The organism is Desulfatibacillum aliphaticivorans DSM 15576 (assembly GCF_000429905.1).
In the GTDB taxonomy this organism is placed as follows: Bacteria; Desulfobacterota; Desulfobacteria; order Desulfobacterales; family Desulfatibacillaceae; genus Desulfatibacillum; species Desulfatibacillum aliphaticivorans.
This window is the reverse complement of record NZ_AUCT01000003.1, coordinates 324,521-347,813: the sequence shown is the minus strand read 5'-3', so window position 1 is coordinate 347,813 and position 23,293 is coordinate 324,521. Positions and strand designations below refer to the sequence as shown.

Annotated in this window: 13 protein-coding genes; 6 read left to right on the top strand and 7 right to left on the bottom strand. The window is 55.8% G+C overall.

Annotated elements, in window-relative coordinates; translation table 11 throughout:
- Positions 1–24: 24 nt before the first annotated feature.
- From G491_RS0105780 to G491_RS0105770, 3 genes are all read right to left on the bottom strand, one after another.
- Positions 25–6,012: a DUF7507 domain-containing protein gene (locus G491_RS0105780; RefSeq protein ID WP_028313897.1), complete on the bottom strand. Its 5,988-nt coding sequence runs from the start codon at positions 6,010–6,012 to the stop codon at positions 25–27.
- A gap of 28 nt (positions 6,013–6,040) precedes the next feature.
- Entirely contained in the window at positions 6,041–7,798 is a 1,758-nt protein-coding gene (locus G491_RS0105775) for an isopeptide-forming domain-containing fimbrial protein (protein WP_028313896.1), read from the bottom strand.
- 424 nt (positions 7,799–8,222) lie between these two features.
- Complete coding sequence (locus G491_RS0105770; RefSeq protein ID WP_012609224.1) at positions 8,223–8,459, bottom strand: hypothetical protein; 237 nt, start codon at positions 8,457–8,459, stop codon at positions 8,223–8,225.
- A 397-nt stretch (positions 8,460–8,856) separates the two neighbouring features.
- On the opposite strand from G491_RS0105770, the gene G491_RS0105760 reads away from it, so the two are divergent.
- The gene (locus G491_RS0105760; protein ID WP_028313893.1) at positions 8,857–9,858 is read left to right on the top strand and encodes a peptidylprolyl isomerase; all 1,002 of its coding nucleotides are present in this window, start codon (positions 8,857–8,859) and stop codon (positions 9,856–9,858) included.
- Between the two features lie 84 nt (positions 9,859–9,942).
- Here G491_RS0105760 and G491_RS29585 read toward each other — a convergent pair whose 3' ends face one another.
- Positions 9,943–10,641, bottom strand: a complete 699-nt coding sequence (locus G491_RS29585) for an RCC1 domain-containing protein (RefSeq protein ID WP_051327058.1) — start codon at positions 10,639–10,641, stop codon at positions 9,943–9,945.
- 217 nt (positions 10,642–10,858) lie between these two features.
- Complete coding sequence (locus tag G491_RS29580) at positions 10,859–11,140, bottom strand: hypothetical protein (protein ID WP_012609227.1); 282 nt, start codon at positions 11,138–11,140, stop codon at positions 10,859–10,861.
- Positions 11,141–11,425: 285 nt separating this feature from the next.
- Here G491_RS29580 and G491_RS0105745 point away from each other — a divergent pair, with 285 nt between their 5' ends.
- Complete coding sequence (locus tag G491_RS0105745; RefSeq protein ID WP_012609228.1) at positions 11,426–11,635, top strand: hypothetical protein; 210 nt, start codon at positions 11,426–11,428, stop codon at positions 11,633–11,635.
- Between the two features lie 207 nt (positions 11,636–11,842).
- A complete protein-coding gene (locus G491_RS33435; protein ID WP_051327057.1) occupies positions 11,843–12,463 on the top strand; it encodes a hypothetical protein in 621 nt (206 codons plus the stop codon).
- A 117-nt stretch (positions 12,464–12,580) separates the two neighbouring features.
- Here the strand turns inward: G491_RS33435 and G491_RS0105735 are convergent, their stop codons facing one another.
- On the bottom strand, positions 12,581–16,621 hold the full coding sequence (locus G491_RS0105735; protein WP_169829394.1) for a DUF7948 domain-containing protein: 4,041 nt from the start codon (positions 16,619–16,621) through the stop codon (positions 12,581–12,583).
- 858 nt (positions 16,622–17,479) lie between these two features.
- Between G491_RS0105735 and G491_RS0105725 the strand changes: the two genes are divergently transcribed.
- The 3 genes from G491_RS0105725 to G491_RS0105715 are packed head-to-tail and all read left to right on the top strand — an operon-like array spanning position 17,480 to position 20,674.
- Positions 17,480–17,893 (top strand): hypothetical protein, encoded by a 414-nt coding sequence (locus G491_RS0105725; RefSeq protein ID WP_012609231.1) that lies wholly within the window; start codon positions 17,480–17,482, stop codon positions 17,891–17,893.
- Positions 17,832–18,839 (top strand): GNAT family N-acetyltransferase, encoded by a 1,008-nt coding sequence (locus tag G491_RS0105720; RefSeq protein ID WP_028313891.1) that lies wholly within the window; start codon positions 17,832–17,834, stop codon positions 18,837–18,839. The genes G491_RS0105725 and G491_RS0105720 overlap by 62 nt, the downstream gene beginning before the upstream one ends.
- Before the next feature lie 2 nt (positions 18,840–18,841).
- A complete protein-coding gene (locus G491_RS0105715; RefSeq protein ID WP_028313890.1) occupies positions 18,842–20,674 on the top strand; it encodes a B12-binding domain-containing radical SAM protein in 1,833 nt (610 codons plus the stop codon).
- A 164-nt stretch (positions 20,675–20,838) separates the two neighbouring features.
- Here G491_RS0105715 and G491_RS29570 read toward each other — a convergent pair whose 3' ends face one another.
- Positions 20,839–23,187, bottom strand: coding sequence for a hybrid sensor histidine kinase/response regulator (locus G491_RS29570; RefSeq protein WP_051327056.1), 2,349 nt, complete (start codon positions 23,185–23,187; stop codon positions 20,839–20,841).
- Between the last annotated feature and the right edge of the window lie 106 nt (positions 23,188–23,293).

The window sequence follows — 23,293 nt, the reverse complement described above, 5'->3', positions numbered from 1 at the left end:
TTTTCAACGGTTCGCCCTTTGGCGTTATTTTTTCGCAAACAGGTTCTCGTCGAACTTGAACCGTATCCGAATATACGGCCCCTGGCCTTGGAAACTGTCGCCGGTCAGGTCCGTGTCAAAGTCGTCAAAGCAATATCCGCCCGATATCCATAAATTCTTGAACGCCCGCACGCCCAATTCGGCGAATCCACCCTGGCGCATGCTTCCATTGGCTGTGTGGGCGGTCAACACCCTGTAGCCTGCGCTGGCGTCAAAGCGGTCCGTGATATCATAGATAATCCTGCCGGACCATAAGTCCGTATAGGCCTCAAGATCGCCGTCGGTTTGGAATTTGGCGGCGTACTTGCCTATGAACTGGGTCTTGTGCGACGCCTGATACACTCCCTCAATGGATGGAATTACGCTATGGGATTCGTATTTCGGCGTGGACTTCTGATTGTCCTCGTATTTGTACTCCGTCTTGGCCAGCATGTGGAAGGCGTCCGATTGAATGGGCCTAAAGGCCAGCCCGGCCATGGTCCGGCTGTACACCTGATCCCCGGCCTGTTCGGAGAGGTCCCAGAATCCCCGGGCCCGGGCCAGCAGCGAGTAATCCGGGTGCAGCTTGTAAATCAGGCCCGCTTCCCCCAGATAGGTCCTGCGGGTCTGCCACGTCGAGTCCTCCATGGTGTACTCCGCCCTGGTTGTGACTTTCAGCAGGTCGTCGGGGAGATAGCGCAAGGCCCCGCCCAATGCGAATCCGTCGGGTATGGAGCTGTCCGCCTTGCCTGCAATGGTCTGGGCGTATTCCATGGAGGCGTCCCCGGTCAGGGAGTTTGTGAAGCGTAACCGGTGCTTAAGCCCGACTATCTGGTGGTTCCGCTCTCCCGAAGCGCCGCCCTCCAGACGCATTTCATTGTACGCCGTGGTGTTTTCCCCCACCTGAGACTCCAGGCCGGCAACGGTGTGCATGTCGTCGTATTCCGAATACTCCGCATATTCCTGGCGGATGTAGCCTGTAGTCTTGTTCGTCAGGGCGGCGTTAACGCCTGCGTCCGTCAAGTGATACCCGGAGCCCGTAACGCTGTGATGATGCCTGGCCTGGAACGACAGTTTTTCCGAGTAGTCGTATCCCGCCCCGGCCATAACCGAGGTTTCGTGATCCAGGGCCGGCCGGTCCGTTTCAAAGGTGCGCAGATAGTCCGGGCGTTTGGACGTATTGGCGCCTTCCGTGATGTTTTCGTAGACGACTCCGGCCTCCACCCGGGTTTTTTCAAACTTCTTGGCGACCGCCGCCGCTCCGGTCTGGCTCACCCGATTATTCAGCCTGTCGTCGTCCTCATAATATTGCGCCGAAAAGGACAGGCCTGAGTCCAGGGTGTATTTTGCCTTTCCGCCCAGGCTTTCCACGCCCCTTTGGGCGCCTATTGCGGACGGGTTGGAAAAGAATTCGGATAGGTTCTGATAATACCCCGACAGGCTCAGTTTATCAAACGGCCTGGATTCCAGGTCAAAACGCCAGCCTTCTCCGTTTTCCGGCCCCAGAACTCCCAATTCATCAAAGATGGCGCGGGTCTGTGCGTATTCCGCTCTCAGGTCCGTCTTCCACGGCAGGTGCAAAGCCATGTCCCCGCCTGTCAGATTATAATTGGCCAGGGCGTTTTCCTCCACCACGCCCGTGGCGCCCAGGTCCAGCCACGAGAACACGGCAGCCTGGCTGCGGCCGCCGTAGGCGTAATAATCCAGATACGGAGAACGGGATTCGTAATTGACCACGATATATATTGGGTTGAAGTTGATATCGTAGCTGGGCACGGGCTCCATAAACAGGACGGCGCCCAGGTCGTATTCCATGTTGTAGTCCGATCCCCTGGAGAGCGTTTCCCGCGATAAAACCCGCTCCACCTGGTTCCTGTCCCGCACTTCGATCACCACCCGCTCCGAGCCTTCCACCAAATCCATTTCGGACAAGTAATAATAGCCCGAACTCCCCTTGCCGCGCAGCACGTCCACAATCAGAGCCTGGTCCGACTTGGTCGCCATGCCCTGGAGGCGGAAGCGTTTCAGGTTCAGGTCTCCGTAACCGCCCGTAAAAGAGCGGTTGTACTCGGCCAGGCGTGAGCCTGTAAAAGCGGTTTCAAAATCCCCGTACATGAGGGAGGACTTATCCCGTTCGATTTTGGCGTAGACTTTTTCCCTGGACTGGGCCAGGTACTCGTTTTCCGACTCGTCTCCGTATATGGGGTATTTGTCCGGCGAATCCAGGGTCTGCTCCTGGGCGTTGAAAATATTGTCGTCCCGGCGGTCCCTGTCCTTGGCCGTGTCTACGCCGATGGTCAGGAGGTTCTTGTCAAAGACCCGGCCCTGGGCGAAGACGGCGGCGCGGCCGTCGGCGTAGCCGTTTTCGTCAAAGGAGCGCTCCTTTTTCAAAGCGGTATAATCCCCGTCCGAATCCCCCAGGCCCAAAACCACTTCGCCCGAGCCCACGATCATCATGTCCCGTAGATAGGGTGTAAAATAGACTTCCCGCTCCTTGCTCAAACCTTCGGATCTTACACGGATCACGCCCTGGCCGGTTTCTCCCGGAGGCTGGATTTGAAGCAAGGCCCTGCCGGATTCGTAGGCTATCTGCAGCCCGTCCTCGTCGGGATTGGCATCCGGGTTCAGGATTTTGCCCATGGAGGCTTCAACATCCATCAGCCCGTTATGGCCCACGGCTCTTTCCTTGTTGTCCACAAGGATCAGCGGGATTTCCACGGGAGCGGACGGGTTGGCCGGAAAGCCCTTGTCGTCCGCGTCAATCTTGATCTTCACCGGCTTGCCAACGCATTCCACTATAATGGAAACCGCCCCCCGCTGATTTCCGTATGGGTCGAGGATCCTGGCTTCCAGGGTGTTGCTTTCGCCGGCCCGCAGGGAAACGCCCAGGAACTCATAGGCAGAGACCTTGGCGCGGCTGTCGGCGACAACCGTGGCCAGCCGGTCCTTGGACACCTCTCGGCCGTTGACGAAAAGTTTGATGGTTCCCGCCGAATGCCCTTTTAGGATGACGTCTACGTTGTCTTTGGGCAAGACGGCCTTGTCAGCCGGGCTGATAAAGGCAAGGGCGTTATCCATGCCCGGAATTTGTTCTTCCAAGGGAATTTTTGGGGATTCGTCCGGCGCCTGAACATCCTCTTCATTTAATAACTCGGCTTCCGGCGGCCATGCATGCCCGGGCCTGACCCTGACTCCGAAATTCGCCTTGACCAGCCCGTGGGGATGCATGTCTACAAACTGGGACCGATCGTCCCCCATGAATCGATTATGCAGGGAAACCGGCGCAAGGGACGGCGGCAAAGACGTCTCATCCAGCCTCAAGACGTGGGTTCCCGGCTTGACGGAGAAGACGGAGTATTTTCCATCCTTGTCCGTGCGAATGCGCAGCCCGTATTCCGTAAAGATGACCGCGTCGGGAACGCCCGGCTCCAGAATGCTCCCGTCCGAACCCGGAGGGTCCTGTATTCCGTTGCCGTTCCGGTCCAAAAACACCTTTCCTATTATAGTTCCGTCCGTAGTGAAAACGCCCTGGACGATTTTCAACTGATGCGATGCCGCGTTGGAATGCACCACGCCGCCTGTGGTGACGCCGTGGGCGGCCACGGTGTTGCGTCCGTCGCCCAGGTGGCTGTCCGGCCCGATGACAACCCTGTAGGAAAGCGTCATGATTGTGCTGGGGGCAAGCACGGGGATGGTCCATTCCATGGTTCGGCCGGAGCTGCCAACCGGGTCGTCCGCCTTTTTGCCGTCAATGGTTGTGGATCCGTCCTTATACAAAAATCCGTGGGGCAGGACGTCCTGGATTGTAAGATCCGTAACGGCCGAGTACCCCTGATTGCTCAGGGTCAACTCATAAAGCACGATGTCGCCTATCTCGGCCCTTTCCTTGCTGCAGGTTTTGGAAACGGACAACACTCCTGGGGAGGGATCCAGGGGAATGTCCATGTTAACCGACGGGTTTTGGACGCTTAGGGTGAAGATCTCCCCCCTGGAGCCCATCCCCACGGTGAATCCCGGAGGCAATTCCCCGTCCGGCGTCCGACTGGGAAACTGGAATTCCAGCCCTGGAACGACGCTGAAGAAGTAGCTTCCAAAGGGCGCGTTCCGGAATGAAAAAGCCCCGTCTGCGCCGGTGGTTGTGACGTCCGGCATGCCGGCGGGCCAGCCTGGAAGCGTGGAAGCCCTTTGTCCTGAATTGGTAAAAAGGATAACCTGAACTCCTGCTACGGGAGCGCCGGTCGAGGCGTCGAAAACCACGCCGCCCGGCTCCACCAGAATGGAGGCCTGGGATTGTCCGGGCAGCCCGCACAAGGGGTCCAGGGGATCTTCGTACAGCGCGTCAATCACAATGTCCTGGGACAGCTGGAGCGTTCCGTCCTGAGGCGATGCTGCATCCCCGCTGCTTGGCAGGCCGCCGAAGAAGAGGCCGGAGTCCACGGCGGGCGCTTTATTGAACATGCTTTCGGTTAGAATAATGGTTTCCACGTCCCCCGTGCCAGGAACCGAAAGCGTCACCGTAACGGTTTCCGCCGTCAGGGGGTCCAGGTTGCGGTCCGCGTCCTGCACCGTCACATAAATTTGATCCCCAATGGAAAAATCCCTTACCGCCTCCCCGCCGGGCCCCACAAAGGAGACCACGCCTTGGCTTCGGCAGGTGAGCGCCGCCGTGGCCGACGCGGAAATGGGATTCAGCCCCGGAGCCCGGGCAGTGGCTGTGTTCTCTATTGAATTCTGCCCCTGGTCTATGGCGTTGCTTTTCACCTCAAGCGTTAACGTCCGCGTCTGGCCGGGCGCCAGGGCGTCTATGGACCAGGTTACCGTTTGAGCGTCCAATACACCGCCGTTATCCGCGCTTACAAAAGTAGCGCCATGAGGCAGGGGATCGGCAACCGTGATTCCGCTCAGGGCGATAGCCCCGTTATTTTCCACCAGGATTGAAAATACCAGGTTTTCCCCCGCCCTGACGCTTGCCGGGGAAACGGTTTTTTCCAGAGCCATGGAAAAGGCGCCGGATACAGTTACCCGAACCTCGTTGGATAGCACGCCGCCGGTTTCGTTGCTTAACAGAACGCCGGTGTTGGCTATGACCGCCCCTTCCTTCGCCAGGACGGATACTTGCGCCTTGTAAATGACCTGGCCTGAAGCTCCTGGCGCCAGATTGTCCAGGCTCCAGGACAAGGTTCTGGCATTTAACGCTCCGCCTGCAGAGGCCGAGTTTTCCACGTAACTTGTCTGGTCCGGCAGGTAGTCCTGAATCCGCACGTTTGTTGCGGCCGCATTACCCAGATTTTTGTACCTCAGGGTGTATTGAATCTCGCCGCCGGGCGCAACCGAATTGGACTGCACCGATTTGGTCAGCACAAGGTTGGGGCCTGATCCAACAGTGGTGATGATGGTTTCCTCTTCGTCAATTTCGTTGGAGTCGATTTTGGCCGTGTTGTATATCAGGCTGCCTGGGGCGATGGCGTCAGGATCGCCCGGAGCGTAGTCTCCGGCGGTTTTCACCAGCGCTCTGATTGTTATCGAACCGGAAGAGCCCGCGGCCAGATCGGGCAGGCTCCATGTCACCCGGCCTCCGCCCGGAGGCCCGGGGGCGTATGCTCCTCCGTCCGACGCTTCCTGGAAAGTGAGGATGTCGGACAAGTCATCCGTAATAATCACCCCAGTAGCTGGGGCGTTGCCCTGGTTGGAGTAGAGGATGGTGTAAACGATTTCCGAGCCCATGGCTATGGGATTGCTGCTTGCCGTTTTGGAGATTTTCAGCACAGGGGCTCCGCCAACCTCCGTGCCGACCGAAGCGCTGAGCTCCGGCATATCGTTGCCATTGGCGTCGGCGTACGTCGCCTCCGCCGTATTGGTTATTTGAGTTCCAACAGGAGGACTAAGGGCCAGGGCCGGGTAAGCCTGCGCCAGCACGCACCACAGGAGCAGCAAACAGGCGACCGCCATGCGCTTTATATAGTGCTCAGGTTGTTTTTCCGGCGTCCGGAGCATACCGCGGCCCTCGTCCCTCAGGTTTCGGCTAATCGATGGTTACCGAAAAACGCACAATCCACTGGCCGTTCTGTCCAAGGCTCAGGGTTCCTCCGTCCGGAGCAACCACGGAATTCACGCCCTGGCTGTATCCGGCGCCGTCGCCGTCAATGGCGTCGCTTCTCGCTGCCAGGCTGGCCACGGTGGAGCCTGTGTGGATGGAGCCGGCCACAAAGGTTGTGTACGTGGGAATCTGGTCCGTTACGCTCACTTCCGTGGCCGCGCCCGTACCCGTATTGGTGGCGGTGATGGTGTAGACCAGCACCGTGCCGGGGTTTTGGGTTCCTGTTGGGTTCACTGTTTTTGTGATGTTGAGCACCGGAGCGGTCACTGTGGTGATCAGGGTTACCGAATCGGTCACCGTGGGGTCGACGCTGGACGCCACGGTTATTAAGGTCGTGTCCTGGGACTGGTCCGCGCTGCCCGCCGGAATGGTCACCAGAGCCAGTATGGTCCTGCAGGCGCCCACGGCCAATGAGCCCGTGTCCACCTTGCCGTCTCCGTCCGTATCCGTCAGGATGTAATCGCCGTCGTCCTCCACCATGCCGTCCAGGTCCAGGTCCAACCACAGGGTCCAGGTCCATCCCTGAGAGGACTGGACGGTCAGGTCTATGACGTCCGCGGAATTGCCGTAGTTGCATACCTCTATGGGATAGACCATTTCGTCGCTGGGATCGCCCGAAAGGGACTGATCCGTCGTGATGGATACATCAGGCTGGCTGTCCACCGTATTTTGAGCCTTGGTGGAGTTGTCCGTGGGCTGGGAGACTCCTCCAACTTCGTAGTCAATGTCAGCGGTGTTTTCTATGTGTACACCCGCCTGGACGTTTGCATTGACCGTAACCTGGAAATAGATGATTCCCGAGTCGCCGGCGGGCGCATCTCCCCAGAACACCGTGACCTTCCCGGGATTGGAGATGTTATAGTCCGCCGTGTCGCCGCCAACCTGTCCATTGTCAGCAAGGTCCGTCTGCGGGGTCGCCGTTCCATACGTGCCGCCCGACGGACCGACGCGGATGCTGTTGGCCACATAGGTGGTGTTGGCGGGGATGGGATCCGTTACGATCACATTTTCCGCCGTGGCCGTGCCGGTGTTGGAGCCTTCAATGGCGTAGGTCAGGACGGTCCCGGGATCCACGCCTCCGGAAGGACTGACTGTTTTGTTAACGGTCAATTCAGCATCCTGCACCACGTAAGTGAATGTCCCCATGTCATACACGGTTCCGTCAAATTGACTGGTGGCCGTCAAATCCGTGTCGCAGGCGTCTCCGTTGCTGGCGCCGGCCGGAGATGTGACCTGGACCACCACCCAGTAGTTTTCATTCGGATCCAGGGCGGCCGTGGCCGTCACCTCTGTGTCCTCCCCTGCGTCCCGGATGCCGTTTTCGTTGTCGTCCAGGTAGATGACGGCGGTCCAGCCGGGGCATGTGGCTACGGCCAGTGTATATGCGTCCTGGCCGTTGCCGGTATTGACGATTTCGGCCCCGAAATTGACCGTGGTTCCCTTGGCCTTGGACTTGGTCGACGTTGGCGGGGAGAGATCCACCGCAGCCACCTGTCCCACCAAGGTGGTGACGGGCGTGGCAAACACCCTGGGCAGGGAATTGCCGTTGGCGTCCTTGTAATCCGCATGGGCTTGATTGGAAATCACCGTGCCGGCTGGCGTCAGGGCGGCGTAACCCGGCCCAGCCCAGACCAGACAGGCTGCAATCAGGCATAAAAATGCCAAGATTCTGAAATTTTTCATGGTGCTCCTCCTGTTGGAATATTTTCGACGGAGTTTAAGGTGAGACATTATAGTATTAGTTCTCATTATTGGTATGGAATGCGGCGGACCGGAAACGCCGCGGGTTTTTGCGCCGTGGTGAAACTGGTTAAATTATCTTGAAATTAAATCGATTAAAAAATATGCAAAAACCGTTCCATTGGCAGGAAAACACGGCTGGCGTATTAATAATAAAAACATCCATATTCATTATTCGTCTTTTTAAGTGCCTATTTGGTGACATTGACGCCGGAGTTTTGTTGGAGGCCTGGAAGGGTCGGCCGCCCAGCCGTCCTTAGCGTCCAAATTTTTGTGAGTCATATTGTTAATGCGGAAAATTCCTGTTAAACAGGCCAGTCCCGAAAAAAGGGACTGGCCTAAGAGGGGAGAGAGAGGAGTTAGAAGTTTAAAGTTCCGCGCCCATGCCGGGCCCGGTGACGCGGAAGACCAGGTTGGGGGCGACCTGGGTCCGCTTGGCGAATCCTTGATTTACCAGGCTTTCCATGTCTTCCACGGAAAAGCCTCCCATGCGGGGCGCGCCCTCCTCGGAGTGCACAGCCCCTTCTATGCGGCGCCAAATGATCCGGCCGTAACTTTGCAAGGCGGTCAACGCCTTTCTTTCTCCATAACTTAATCGTTCCATAATCACCTCACTTGCCCCTGAATAGTGCAACCCCCGTACCAGACGAGCCGGATTTTTCGCCCGGGGCGGGTTTCAAAGCAAGAGGTTGGAGGCGCCCTTGAATGATATTAAAATCATATCAAGCGGCTACCTTTGTGTGTTAGGATTTTAATAAAAGTAAAACTTCATGAAAATAGTGTGATTATTCATAACCCTTTAAACTTATTTAATAAACATGATATGGCTTGCATTATCAGGGGGTTTGAGAGAACTGTTGAGGCCTTGATGCATGGATTTCTCCTGGAAAATTTGACAACGCCAAAAAATTGTCGTGGACAAGGACGTCTTGTCCTGCTTTATCTCTTGTCTGAGGGGAATATTTTTTGACAATCCAATTAAAACTCGCTGGAGTCTGAGCATGATCGGTTTTTTCAAAGGGACCGCCATTCTATGTGTATCTCTCTGCTTTTTGTGCGCGTCTCTGCCTGCAGCCTGTGCGGACGACCTGACGGAGGACTACTCCCGGGTGGTCTTGCGCGTGAACGGCATGGATTTTCATAAATGGGAAATGAATCTGGCGGAAATCCTGACACAGGACCACATGTTCCGGGAGGGCGCTTTTTTCAGGCCTTCGGAAATTCCCGCGTTCCGCCAGGCCATGATGGAGAGCACCATCTGGGCCATGCTGATCTATCAGGAAGCCAGGGCCGCCGGCGAGAAAGCTGATCCCGCCAAGGTGGATGAGTTCATCTGGAGCTTTCAGAAGCGCTTTCCCAGCCTGGCGGCCTATGAAAAGGGCTTGGAAGCCCTGCACGTTACTTCGGAGCAGTTTCGCCGGATCGCGGAACGTTATGTCATGACCCAGGATTATCTGGACAGGAAATTCGACCCCCTCTCCAAGGTCTCGGAGGCGGAGGCCAGGGAGTATTACGACGGCCATCGGGAGAATTTTTACCAGGAGGAAATGGTGCGGGCCAGCCATATTCTGGTGGAATTCAAGGAGGAGGACGGGGACAGGGCGGATGAAAAGGCTCTGATAACAGCCAAACGCATTGTGCGAAAGCTGAAAAAGGGCGAGAACTTCGCCGCCGCCCGGGAGTATTCCGACTGCGAATCCAAAAAACGGGGCGGCGACCTGGGATACATCCAGAAAGGCGATTTGCCCAAGGCCCAGCTAAAACCCCTGGAAGAGGTCGTGTTCGGCATGGAAGTGGGAGAAATCAGCGAGCCGGTGGAAAGCGTGTTCGGCTACCACATCCTTTACGTGGAGGACAAAAAGCCCCGGACCCTATTGGGCTTTGATGAGATTAAGGACAAGCTAATCGCCAAAATGACCGAGGACAGAAAAGCCGCCATGATTCTGGATCACGGGACCAAACTCAAGGAAACCGCCCGGATAGAACGCCTGGAAGAGCCCTGAGCCGGTTCTTGCCTTTATAAAGAAATCCTGCGTCCAACCTTTGCGCGACCCTTACCAGGAACCCGTCGTCTTAGGCTTTTGACATTATTTCATAATATTAAAAGAACCTTGGCCGTCTGGACCGGGAACTGCTTTGGCGGGGCAGTCCGTTTTCCCTTCGCCATCCCCATCACATCTCCATTCAAACATGCCGCCGTCTTTGTCGATGGCTATTAAACGCCATCCCGAAAAGAAAATCCGAGCGATCCCCTGCAATCCCTGGATTTGCAGCGGCTCCAAAATGATGGGATATTTGCATTCAAAAGGGCAGGGCGGAACCGCGTACCAGGTCCACACGGTTCCGTCATCCTTCAGTGCAATGGAATGCAGCCTTCCCGAGGCTATGGCGATTACACGATCCAGGCCTTCAACCCTGACCGGAGATTCAAAAGTCTTTGCAATGGACTTTTCCATGTGGGCGTCCGGGAGATATCCCCAAAACCAGACTGTTCCGTTTTTTTCCAAAGCCACGGAGCGGCCGTGGCCGGCTGCAACAGCCGAGATGTCCGTCAGCCCGGGGACCATTACCGGCGCTGTGCGGTCTTCCTTGCTGCCGTCCCCCAATTGTCCCGACAAATTGGAACCCCACGCCCACACCCGGCCGTCCGCCTTCAAGGCCAGGGTGTGCCCATCCCCCGCGGCGACCATGGGCGTAACGGCCAGGGCCTTCCCCTGGATAAGGAGAATCATAGGTAACATAATAAAAATAAGAAGGAATCCGAACCGGCGGCTGTGGGAATTCATGCAATAATCCTTTAACAAGAATGAGCGATGAAAAAAAAGATCCGAATAGAAGATGGGCTAGTCTTAGCAGAATTTCATGCTAAATAAAATTGCCATGTTATTGATGCGGCGTCTAAAGAGTAGGTGAAGAAAAAAGAAAGGCCCGAAATCCTGTCAAGGCTTCGGGCCGTATCTGAAAGAATATGAAAAAACATGGAGATGCGGTTTGGAGCCCCGTTTAATAATTCTCCGAATCGTCCCGGGTCTGATCCACGCCTTCCAGGATCTCCTCGGCGAAGTTTCCCACTTCCTGGTTGATCTTGCGAATCAGGTTGTACACCCCGCCCACGGTTTGATGGTGGAACTCCCGGGCCGACTCCGTCGCTCCCGCTCCCGGGTCGATTTTTTTCAAGGCGTCAAAGGGCATATCCGCCACCGCCTTATGGATTTCCTCCACCGTGGTCGCTCCCTTGTCCACCAAATTCTGCACCAGATCCTTGATTTGCATCAGCTTGCTCATGGTCATCCCCCTTTTTCGCTGCGTCCGGCTGATCGCCGTTGCATTTTAAGGCGTTCAATGTCCTCCGACCCCTTGACTTTGATCGGAAGATAACTCCGGCAAAATCATTTGTCAAACAATTAACAAAAAAATATAGCAAAAAATTTTGTCATAATTACCGCTTCCTTCTTGACTCCAAAGACTGCGTGTCCTATAAGACGCAATAGCAATTGGGTTTTAAGTCCAGCATAAAGCGCCCTTGGGGCCTCGTCAAACCGCCAAGTAAATTATATTGGAGAGATATTTATGGCCGTAAAAAGATTGGACGACAAAGACGCCAGCAAAACCGCCATCCTTCGCGTGACCGTTCCCAAGCGGTTGCTGAACGAAATCCGGGAGACCAAGAAAAAGTGCAAGGAAAAAGGCTTTTCGTTCGACATCAAGCCGGACGTGGCCCGGGCCATTGAAAACGCCATTTCCGAGGCCAAAAAGGTCCTGGCCGAAGAAGGGGATTAAATCTTCCTTTTCCCTTTATTGCGGCGTCGGCAAATATAATTCTCATCTGAATTCCTTTAAATATTGACACTTTCCCTCTACTAATCTTATACTCGTCCCATACTGATTTTCATCTTTGTTTTTTCTCATCTTCACGACCTTGAAGCGCCGGCGTTATCGGGGCCTTTACCAGCTATTTTTGCAGGATTGTCCATCAAGGAGGCGGTCATGAAAAAAATAGGAATAGTTATATTGCTTGTGTTGGCTATGGTCCTGGCTTGCGGCGCGATGGCGGCAGGCGAGACGGAGCAAAACGCCCAGCAAAACCTGGCCGTTCAAACCGTTGACCAGGGAGGCAATGCCGATGCCTCTGAAAAAGGCTTGGTTGTCAAGGTAAAAGCGGACTGGGAGCAGATGGGAAATGTGCTCGCTCTTTTTCTGGTTTTATCCCTGATATTTGAAACCGCCATGACTCCCATATTCAACTGGACGTATTTCGCCAGGTTTTGCGAGGGCAAAGGCGTCAAAACCCCTCTGGTAATCATTCTCGCCTACGCGATTTTTTCCAAATACAACCTGGATATCATCGCCAACTCCGTGCAAGCCTTCACCACCTATGAGGGGACTTTCTGGGGAGGCAAGGTCTTGAGCGCGATGCTGATCGCAGGCGGCAGCGACGGCATTTTTCGCATATTTACCAAACTGGGCATCAGAAATCCCCAGGAGCGGAAGGACAAATCCGAAAGCGTCCGGCGTCAGGCGGAAGAGGCCAAAGCGGTCGGAGAAGCGAGAAAGGCCGAAACGGCCAAGGCCGGCGCCTCGCAGGGCGGCGACATTGTGCAGCCATAGGCGCATGGGGCTTTTTGAGGTTATCAGTTTATCCGGGCCATCATGATCGCTTATACCTCCGGCCGACGCGGAAAGGCTTCCGGCCGGAGGGCGTTTCAGCGCCTGCATTCCTAAGTTTTACCGCATCTCAAGGAGACTCTGCATAATATAAATGGCTTCCGCCAGGTCAAGGACCCCATCGTCATTGATATCCTTGATTCTGGACGTCATGGACGGTTCCTGCAGGGTCAGGATTTGAAGCACGGCGACGGCGTCCACCAAATAGAAATCCTTCGCCCCTCCCCGTACGGGCCATACATAATTGTATTCGGAGGGGTCTTCCCCATAAAAGTCGCCTTCCCGCATATTCAGGCGAAGCCTCCAGGCAGCGGTGTATGCCGTGGACGTCCAATATTTTCGTTGAACATTGGAAAACGGATGATCTGAGGGCAGGGTTGGGTCTGAGTTGCTGTGGTCCAGCAGGCTCGCCATTTCCTCCGAGTTCGGGAGCCTCCAATCCGTGTAGCCCAGGTAGGACGAGGCGTTAAGCTCCTGAAGCCGCGCCAGGGCGCTCGTCCACGTTCTTTCCCCCTGGGAAGATGCGTTTTGCAGCCACATGAGGTGCGTCATGAAGTCCGTCACCGTTCCGTCCTTGTGATCAATAAACCGGGGCGAGGGCGGAGCAACGCCGCTGTTCAGCTCTCCATCCTGGCCGGAGCCCAGGCAGCTTATTTCCGTATTTGCGGCGTCGAAGCATTTGGTCTGGCCAGTCCGGGCCACGGCGCAAACAGGCGTGACGCCGGCGTCGCGCGCGGGCCAGGCTTGCGTATAGCTTGTGGAGTACGGGCCTGGATCTTTAGCGCGGTTTTTAATAGGATAAAGCCGCACGGCGCCGTACAACGCCGCTGTGGAGTAATAGGATGCGTCGCTGGTGGAGGTCCACCATCTCTGCTCGCCTCCTATGGGAGAATACCAGGGGATGAACCCCCAGGACGTGAGCAGGTCGGAGCCGCTCACCGTGGGTTCTCCGCAAAACAGGGTTTTCATTTCGTTGGCGTTGGGCAGGCGCCAATCCGTATAGTCGGCTGTATATCCGCCGCAGGCGCTGATGTCATAAGTTCCGTCGTTGATGCCGGCCACGAAGTCAAGGGCTTGCTGCCATGTTAACTCGCCGTAATAAAAGGTCCCGATGCCGATGGCCGCCGAACAGGTGCTGTGTTTGAGCCACATAAGGCCGGTCAGGAGGTCCGTCATCGTGCCGTCGCCATTGTCCTGAAAGCGCGGATCGGGCCAATCCATGCCTTTTTGAAGATCTCCGTCGTCGCCCGTTGCGTAGCTGGTGGTTTGTCCTGTTTTGCGCAGCACGATGGTGGGCGGACCCAGCACAAAGCCTTGTCCGTTCACGGGTATTTCCACCACCGGGAAGGCGGGATCGTCGGAGGGAATGTTTAACAGAGCTTCCTTATCGCCGGAGTTAATGGGCGCCATAGCCGCGACGATGCTGCACTGGGCGCCGGGGGACAGGGTTTCGCCCGAACACGAATTGCTGTCTATTAAAAACTCGCTTGCATTGGCGCCGGAAAAATTGACCTGCCCAATGCTCCGGTTAACGGAGGCGCTGTTGGTTATGGTGAATGTTTGGAGTTTGGAGCGCCCGCCTGTTTCCGTGGCAGGGAAGACCATGAATGTGGGATCCGGGATTAAATCCGAGGCCGGGGTGAAATCCGTCTCTTCGCTGACGTAATTGTTATCCGTGTTGGATTCCCCCGAGTCGCTGAAGGCAAAGGCTTCCACGCCGCCCGTCCCTATGCGGGCCGGAGTCGCCGTGAGCGTCACGGTCGCTGTAGACGCCGGGTCAATGTCGCCCAGGTCGCAGTTGAAGGACTCTCCGCCCGAACAGGTTCCGGATGACGGGGTTAAGACCACGGAGTCGAAGATCCCGGAAAGCTCGCCCGTCAGGGTTGCGTTCGTTGCCAAGTCCGGGCCCTTGTTTTCCACCGTAAAGGTGTATGTCAGAGTTTGCCCCACTTTAACCGGATCGGCTTCCTCCTCCAGGGACAGTTCCATATCGCTGAAAACGGGAGCCCCTAAGGAAATTTTCGCCACGATTCCGTCGTAGGTTCCCTGCAGGGAGTCCTGGGTGGGAAAGGTCCCTCCCGGAAACGTAATGGCTCCCAGAACCGGATAGGTTTGGGAGGTCGTGTTGCCCCCTACGTAAACGTCGCCCAAGGCGTCCACCGCTATTGCAGCTAAGGAGTCCCAATTGTTTCCGCCCAGATAAGTGGAGAAGTCAAGGACCGCGCCTCCCGGCGTGTATATTGATACAAAGCCGTCCCACCAATTGTTGTTGGGGTCGCCGCCCAAGGCGTAACTCGGCTGGATCGCGTCAACCAAAGGAAAGGCGTCGCCGTCGGCGCCGTCGGAGCTGGTTTGGCCGGCCACATAGATGTATCCTGAAGCGTCCAGGGTGAGGGCGTAGCCGTAATCCGTATTCGCCCCTCCCAAATAGGTGGAAAAGACCAGTTCGTTTCCCGACGCCGAGAATTCCGCGACAAATGCGTCCGCCCCCCCTCCGCAGGCGCTTTGGACGGCGTTCAACGTGGGAAAGGAGGTCGACGTGGTCACGCCGGTCACATAGGCCCTGTTGCTGGAATCCAGGGCGATGGCCGTGCATCGTTCCGAGGCCGAGCCCGACCCTGTTTCATCCGATCCCAAATAGGTGGAATACTCCAGCGCCGAGCCGTTGGCCGTAAGTTTGGCCACAAATCCGTCGTAAGAGCCCCCCCCGTGGGCTCCTTGATAGGCGCTGGCCGTGGGGAAATCCGTTGACATGGTTTCGCCGGCCACATAAATGCATCCGCTTCCGTCCACGGCCACGCCCCTTCCCCAGTCTGTCTTGCTTCCCCCCAAATAGCTGGAATAAAGCAGCATGCCGGCCTGGGGATTGATTTTTAGGACAAAGGCATCGTCTGCGAACTGGGCTTCGTCCACATTCAATGCGCTTTGATAAGCGCCGGCCGTTACGGGGAAGTCCTCCGCGGTGGTATGGCCTGTGATGCATATATTGTCGTTGGAATCCACGGCTATGGCCGACGCCTCTCCGCCGTCGCTTCCTCCGAATCGGGTGGAGAACAACAAGCTGGCGCCGTCCCCGCTGATTTGAGCGGCAAAAAATTCTCCCTCCGAAAACAAAGGCGACATTTCGGGAAAATTGGAGGAAGCTCTTCCTACAACCACCACATCGCCGTTGGAATTCAAGGCCAGGTCGTTAACCTTGTCCTGACCCGAGCCGCCCAGGAGGGTGCTCCACTCCAGAAAGGCGCCGGAACGATGCACTTTCGCCACCCAGGCGTCGTACTTTTTTGTTACGGGGGAAGAGTATACGGCGCCGGATATCTGGCTGATTACGGGAAAGTCCGAGGCGGTGGTAATTCCGCCTATATACACGCCTCCGTCTGCGTCCACGGCGATCCCGTCCACCCTGTCCGCATTTATAATGTCCTCGTCCGTACCCCCGATATAGGAGGAAAACTGCAGGGCCGGATCTATGACCAGGGGCCGCGCCGCGTCATAAGAGGCCAGTTCAAACCCATACAGGCCCGGACCCAGTTTTTCGTAGCCGCCTTCCACCGGCTGACGCAAGCCTCCATCCTCCTGGTAAATAACGGGCTTGTGCTGCAAAACCCGCAGGCCCCCGGGCGCGGACAATTCCAGGGCGCCATTGGGCGATGCCTTGTCTGCTTTTGCGCCTTCAAAGGCGATGCGTATTTGGGATGGATCCGTTCCGGGGCGGACGATAAAATCGTACTCCAGCATCCGGGGATTTCCGTAAAAAACCAGGTCAATCCCCGGATACACGGAATGGTACTTTACCTTCCGATAGGTGGGGATGCCGGTTTTCCATTGGGCGGGATTTTTTCCCGTAAAGTAATTGGCCTTGCCCGGAAGCCTGCCCACGGCCTCAATTTGCGGAGACGGCCTGGCGCCGTCCAAACGCATGCGAATTCGATCCGTCCGCCGAATCCCGGACGTATTGCCTCCCCGGTCCCCGGAGGCCCCATTCCCGCCTTCCACGCAAAAATCCACGGCATTATCGTAAAAATATAGTACGGCGCCAGGGCAGCGGGCGATAAAACGCACCTGTCCCTGCGCCTGGCCTGCATTGGGCTCAAAGGTCATGGGCAGGCGCCGAACGGCAGCGTTCGCCCATTTTGACTGCGCCGGCGGATCCGGGGCGACTTGCGCCGCTAAAGGAGCGAAAACCGGGAATATGCACGTTAAAAGAAATGCCGCCCAAAAAAGCCGCAAGGAAAGCCTAACGCAATTCTTCATGCCTTTGCCGGGGAATCGGGAAGAACTCGCACACATCGCGCACCTCTCACATATTGTCCATGCAGGAACGTATAGTGAATCGACCAAATGACCGCTGCAACGCTGTACAGCCTTGCCATCGCCCCGGCATCCTCCTCCCGCAAAAGGCATTAACCGGATAACCGCCAGGGCCGTAAAGCCGAAATAACGGAAAAGCGCCTTTTCCCTTCATATTTCAGCGTGAAAAGATTTGGCTTCTTGATTTATCAGCAACAAAATTGATGTCCCATGTGTACGATCATTAAACACTAGTATTTCATGAATTGCAAGAGAGGAAAAACTGCCTCAAACCGCCTTATCCGGGGCTTTTGAAAATCGGGCCTTTAAAAAAGGAGAACTCCTGGGTTTTCCTATCCGGGGAGTCTTCGGAGCGCTCCTTTTTTTCCAGCCAAGGCGAGTTTTTTTAGAAAAGTAGAGCAAGAATTACTGCATCTTTTCAGTTAACAATTCTTCTCTTGGTCAAAAGAGTGTGTCAAGCCCTATTGAACGCCATTTTTTATTCATATGCCTCCGGTTTCAGATGCATAAAAATAGCATATTTGTAAAAAATTGACGAAATAAACAAGACAATATATTCTTTTAGGTACATAAGAAAATCGGTTTCTTATGTAGTAATAGCAAGGTGTTTTACAATATTTTTCAAGACCTTAGTGAAAGGAGATGCGTATGAAATTAGACTATTTCATTGTGCTCGTGGCGCCCGACGCCGAGAGCCTGGTGGGCAGGCATCAGTTTTTTCAGGCCATGGTCCAGAGTGGAAGGTTGAACGACATCGTTCGCCTGAGGACCGGCCAGAAGAGCATCCAGGGGAACCTCTCCCTGGCGCGAACCGCGCAGGAAGCGGTGGAAACCATTGACAGAAATTACAAGTATACGGAGGATGCCGTGCAAATTGTATGCGCAGACTACAGGGTCAATCCCGCTCAGGGGGATTTCGGCTCAGACCTAACCGGCCGGAACATTCAAAACGGTCTTGACTTAACGGATTACCTGAGATGGAATTTCGTGGGAAAAAAAAATGGGCTCTGTGGTTTTCGGCGAGGACGAGGCCCGTTTGCCCCTTCAATCCTTCCGCAATAAGGGCGCTTACGACGCCATCCCGGAACCCCTGAACACGGACATTGTCCTTAGTTCCTTTGACCGGCTTTTGGAAGCCATCTTTTCCAAGCAAGTTCACGCCAAGCAGGAAGTTCAATCGGTTTTTACGGCCAGGATCATCGATAATTATCAAGACTTCCTCGCCTCATGCCGCCTGAGCTACGGCGTGTACGACCATTTGCATTATCTCAACCAGCACAACAGGCTTCGGATAGATCTGGACAAGTTTTCGCCCTACAGCATTCCCTTCGGCGTGTTTGAAAGAACCGGGGCGGGCGACGTCCTGGTGGGAACCACCCGCCTCATATTCAGGGAGCGCCAGGAGCCCTTCGCCTCCTACATCGACGCCCTTCTGGAGCACGACAATCCGTCCCTGGAGGACCATCCCGGCCTTACCCTGGCTGACTACGTGCGCCAGCCGTTGCGGGCTTTTTCGCCCATGGCCGAAAGCGTGGACCTTTCCCATTTGCTAACCGAGTGGGACGCCGGCGGCGTGCAATACGCCGAAAGCAGCCGCAACGTGGTGCATCCCGATTATCGGGGCTTCGGCGTCAGCAGGCTGGTCATGGCGTCGTCCCTGACTTACGCCTGCCACTCCGGCCTGGATTTGCTCATCGGCCAGAGCGACGTGAACCACGTGCCCATGTATCAGAAATACGGCGTCACCCCCATTCCCGGCATGTCCCTTTATATGGAGCAAACCGTGCGCAACATCACCGCGGCCCTGATCATCGACTTCAGGAAGCCCCTGACCGGGCCGGCGGAGCACATGATCAAAAAGGTCTACCGCGACAAATGGGACAAGGACGGATTCCTTTGCCTGTGCCCCAACAGGGCGTGCACGGCCAAAGGCGCGCCTTACATCGCCAACAAAACCCATGAATGCCCCATGGAAAATGAACAACTCAAAACCGAAGGGAGGAATTAACCATGAAACAAGCAAAAATATACCTGTGGAACTCCATGATGGGGCAAGTGTACTCCGCCAGCGACAGTTTTCTGGACAACGGCCTGGCTTATTTGCAGGCCGCCTGCGAAGCCAAGGGCGTGGACGTGGAACTGGACGACCCGGCCAACATGGATTTTATGACCGGTTTCGTGCAAAGCATTCCCGGCGTCAGAAGCCTTTCCGCCAAGCTCTCCCTGCTGGCGCCCAGGGTGTTCCGGTCTAATCCGGATGCCGGCGATATGCGGTCCTGGTACGCCTTGCAGGAGGAGGCGAGCCAAATCATCGCCGGGAAAATGGAGGAGTACCTTTTGGACCTGGCCTTGAAAATCCAAAAGGGACGCTATCATATTCTGGGGATTAAAACCTGGCTGGGCAAACGCCATATCTACTCCGAGAGGTTGGCGGCTTTGGTTCAGGAGCACGCCCCCGAGACCATCATCATATCCGGCGGCCCTCAAATGAACCAGTTTCAGGAGGATTGCCTGACGGACAATCAGTTCGACCTGGGCGTGTATTCGGAGGGCGAAAAGGCTCTTGTCCGGGTTGCGGAGATTGCAGCTGACAAACGCGCCCAGGGCTGGAAAAAGGGCCAAATCCTTTCCTTCATCGCCTCCATGGCCGACCGGGACCTGATTCCCAACCTTGTCTATCGGAAGGACGGGGCGATCCTGAAAACCAGCGCAAAATTCGCCTCCCTGGACGATCTTCCCCTGCCTTTGTACTCCTGCGGGGAAGGCAAGGTGAACGTGGGAGTGGTCGTGGACGATCTGGGCTGCTATTATAAAAAAGGCTGCGCTTTTTGCGCTCACAAAACCAGTCTGGGCGGCTACCGTCCCCGCAAGATCATCCGGACCATGGCTGAAATCGAGCACCTCATCACGCAGGACATCGGCCTTTTTCGCTTTTCCAGCTCCGCCACCCCTGCCAACAAAGGCTACAAAATCGCTCTCAAGGCCCTGTCCCGCGGCGTCAACATGGAGTTTTCCATGTTCACCCGGGGAGAGCACAGCGCGATAAAGCGTTACCCGGAGCTTGTGCACAAATACCAGGTTATGGCCAAGGCCGGATTGCGAGCCGTGTTCCTGGGCGTGGAAGCGGCTAACCAGCGGGTTTTGGATGAAATTGTGGAAAAAGGCAATACCGTGGACGACCTGTTTTATACGGTCGCCGCCATCAAAGAGGCTTCCAGGCTGGAAAAGACTCACGTGGACGTGGGGCTTAGCTTTATCCATCCTGTTCCTCTTCCCAAGGGCCTGGGCGCGGAGGAAATCATGCACGATAACCTGGAGTTTTTGCAAAAACTGGAAGAACGCAACTGCCGCGTGGATTCCGTGCTGGTGACTCCGGCCGGGCCCTTGCCCGGCGCCCGGTGGTTTGAGGAGCAGGTGCGCTACGGCTTTGATCTGCCGGAAGACTTTTTGCCCACCTACATGCGGTACAATTTTGAACTGGGCAAGGATCCCAAAACCTGGCCGGACATTGGCATTAACCTGAACGGACGCTCCTTTAAGGAAATGCTGGAGGAGGCCGGACGCTTTTCCCAGATTCTGGCGGACAAGGGCTATGCCGTGAATCTTACGGACGAGCATTGCCTGTGCGCCCGGGCCTGCGGCTTCGAGGGGCATGAAGGCTTGCTGGAGTTCAAGCAAAAAAGCGATCAGGCCATTTTATGCCTGGATTACGCCTTTTTAAACAAAATGGCCGGGATTATCAACAAGCACAGCCGCCTGATAGCCCGGAAAAACGCCTTTCACCCTCTGAATATGAGGAGCGCGGGATTGGAAGCGCAAAAACGCAAAGCCGTCCACGGGTAGCGACGCCAAGTTGCGTTGAAACAAGTCCAAAAGGACGCTGGGTCCCTGTTTCCGGAACCCGGCGTCATCCTCAAATTTTGGCGATGTAAGGCATGGAGGCCGGTCAGAAAAGCATGCCGGCTGCAATTCTACCCCGGAGGAAGCCCATAGCGGGCTTTCTCCGGCTAAATTTTGCTATCCAGGACTTTGCGGGTCTTACTTAGGAAATCGTTGACGGAAAACGGCTTTTGAATATAAAGGACTCCCCGGTCCAGCACGCCGTGATGGGCGATGACATTGGAGGTGTAGCCTGACATAAACAAGTGCTTCAGGCCCGGCCGGATTCCCTCCAGCTTGCTTTTCATTGCGCTGCCGTTCATTTCCGGCATGACCACGTCGGTGATCACCAGATCCAGAGGGCCGTCCCATTGGCGGACTATTTCCAAAGCTTCGTGGGGAGAGCTTGAGGCAAGCACCTGGTATCCGTTGCGTTTCAGTATTGCCGCGCACATGTTCAAAATGGCCTTTTCATCCTCAACCACCAAAATGGTTTCGGTTCCCGGAGCAGGGGCGGGCGAGGCTTTACGGAGGGCGGCTTCGGCTTTTTGGGACCGGGGAAGATAAATCCGGAAAACAGTCCCCTGGCCCAGTTCGCTCTCCACTTTGATGAAACCCTTGTTTTGCCGCACAATGCCGTACACGGTGGCCAGGCCCAATCCGGTGCCTTCCCCCACGCCTTTGGTGGTGAAAAACGGTTCGAAAATCATGTGCATGGTTTCTTCGTCCATGCCTTTTCCGTTGTCCCCGACTTCCAGCACCACATAATCCCCGGGGGTGAAATCCGCGCTCTCCGGGCTTTTCATATTCGTTATGCACACCTTGTACGTGGCGATTGTCATGCGCCCTATGCCTTGGATGGCGTCTTTGACATTTACGGCCAGATTGGCCAGGATTTGATCCACCTGGCTGGGATCCATTTCAACGGGCCATACGTCCGGGCTTGGATTCCAATACAACTCGATGTTTTCTCCGATGAGCCTTCGGAGCATCTTGAGCATGGAGTTGACGGCCTCATTGATATTCATGACAATGGGCCTGGCGGTCTGCTTGCGGGCGAAGCCAAGCAATTGCCGGGTCAGGTTGGCGGAGCGCTTGGCGGCATCCAGGATTTCGGTGAGGTCCTCCCGGATTTCCGAATCCATTGCCGTGGCATCCAGAGCCATTTCCGCGTGCCCTACGATAACCCCCAGCATGTTATTGAAGTCATGGGCCACCCCGCCCGCCAGACGTCCTACGGATTCCATTTTTTGAGCCTGGAGCAACTGCCTTTGGAGCCGCTGCTTTTCTTCTTCCGCTTTCTGACGCTGCGTGATGTCCAGGTTGACCACGACGGCGGCTTCCACCTCTCCCTTGTGATCCAGGACCGGAGCGGTGTAGTTGAGGATCACCCTTTTTTCTCCGTCAAAGGCTTCGATCTCCAACATTTCATCCAATATTGTGACGCCTTGGTTCACCGTCTTGGCCAGGGCCCAGTCGTCGGGGGCGACTTCTTCTCCGGAAGGCAGCTTCCGGGCTTTAAACACGCCGTATTCCTCCTGACCCACCGTAGGCTCTCCTCCCCAGATTTTTTGGCCCATGGGGTTGCCCCGGAGCAATTGCCCCTTTTTATCGGTAAACCAGAGGCCCACGGGGAGAATGTCAAAAACCCGGCTCATGAGGTTTTCCCTCCGCCGCAATTCCTGCTCCATGATCCTTCTGTCCGTAATGTCATTGGTGTAACCCAAAAAACGGGTCTCGGACAGCCTGGTCGCGAACACGGACCACCACCGGACTTCTCCATCCTTTCGGATTAAGGGAAACTCCCCATATGCCTTGCCGTTCTTGTTTATTTTCTGAAAATGAGCCTTGCCCTCCTCGTGGCTTTCCGGCGGAACAAGGCTGAGGATGCTCATGGAAAGCAACTCCTCCTCGCTGTATCCGGTTTGACGGCAGGCCTCGCCGTTTACCTCCAGGTACTCCCCTTGCTCATTGGTCACAAACACTCCGTAAGGGGCGTGGGATATGTAATCATGATACTTCTGCTCGCTGGAGCGCAGGTCGATTTCCGCCTGTTTGCGGGAGGTGATGTCCTGAAAGGTTCCCCGCACTTTTCGGGGGGCGCCTTCTTCAAAGACAGCCTCGCCCGTCAACCGGCACCAGATTTCACGGCCTCTCCACGTTTTTCGGTTGACTTCCAGGTCAAAGGGCTTCCCTGTTTCCAGGCACTCAGCAATCGCCGATTCCAAAGCCAAGCGGCCATCTTCAGAGTAAAAGTGCATGTGCTCCAGAGGCGAGATGGGCTCACTCCCGTCGAACTCCAGGATGTCGTAAAGAGATCGGGTCCACGCCGCTTTTCCCGTTTCCAGGTCAAACTCCCAGCCTCCGATTTTCGCCATGCGGCCTGTTTCATCCAAAATATCTGCGCTGCTGGACAACTGCCTTTGGAGCTTGAGCACGGTTTTTTCAAGATCTTCATAGCTGGGTTTGGCTTGCATGCATAACCTCGTTGATGAACAAATGCAGCAGGTCCGCGCCTTAATATAGCAAGGGCCAAATGGACCTTTGCGGGTCAAATGTATTGGTAACGGGAAAATTTTTGAG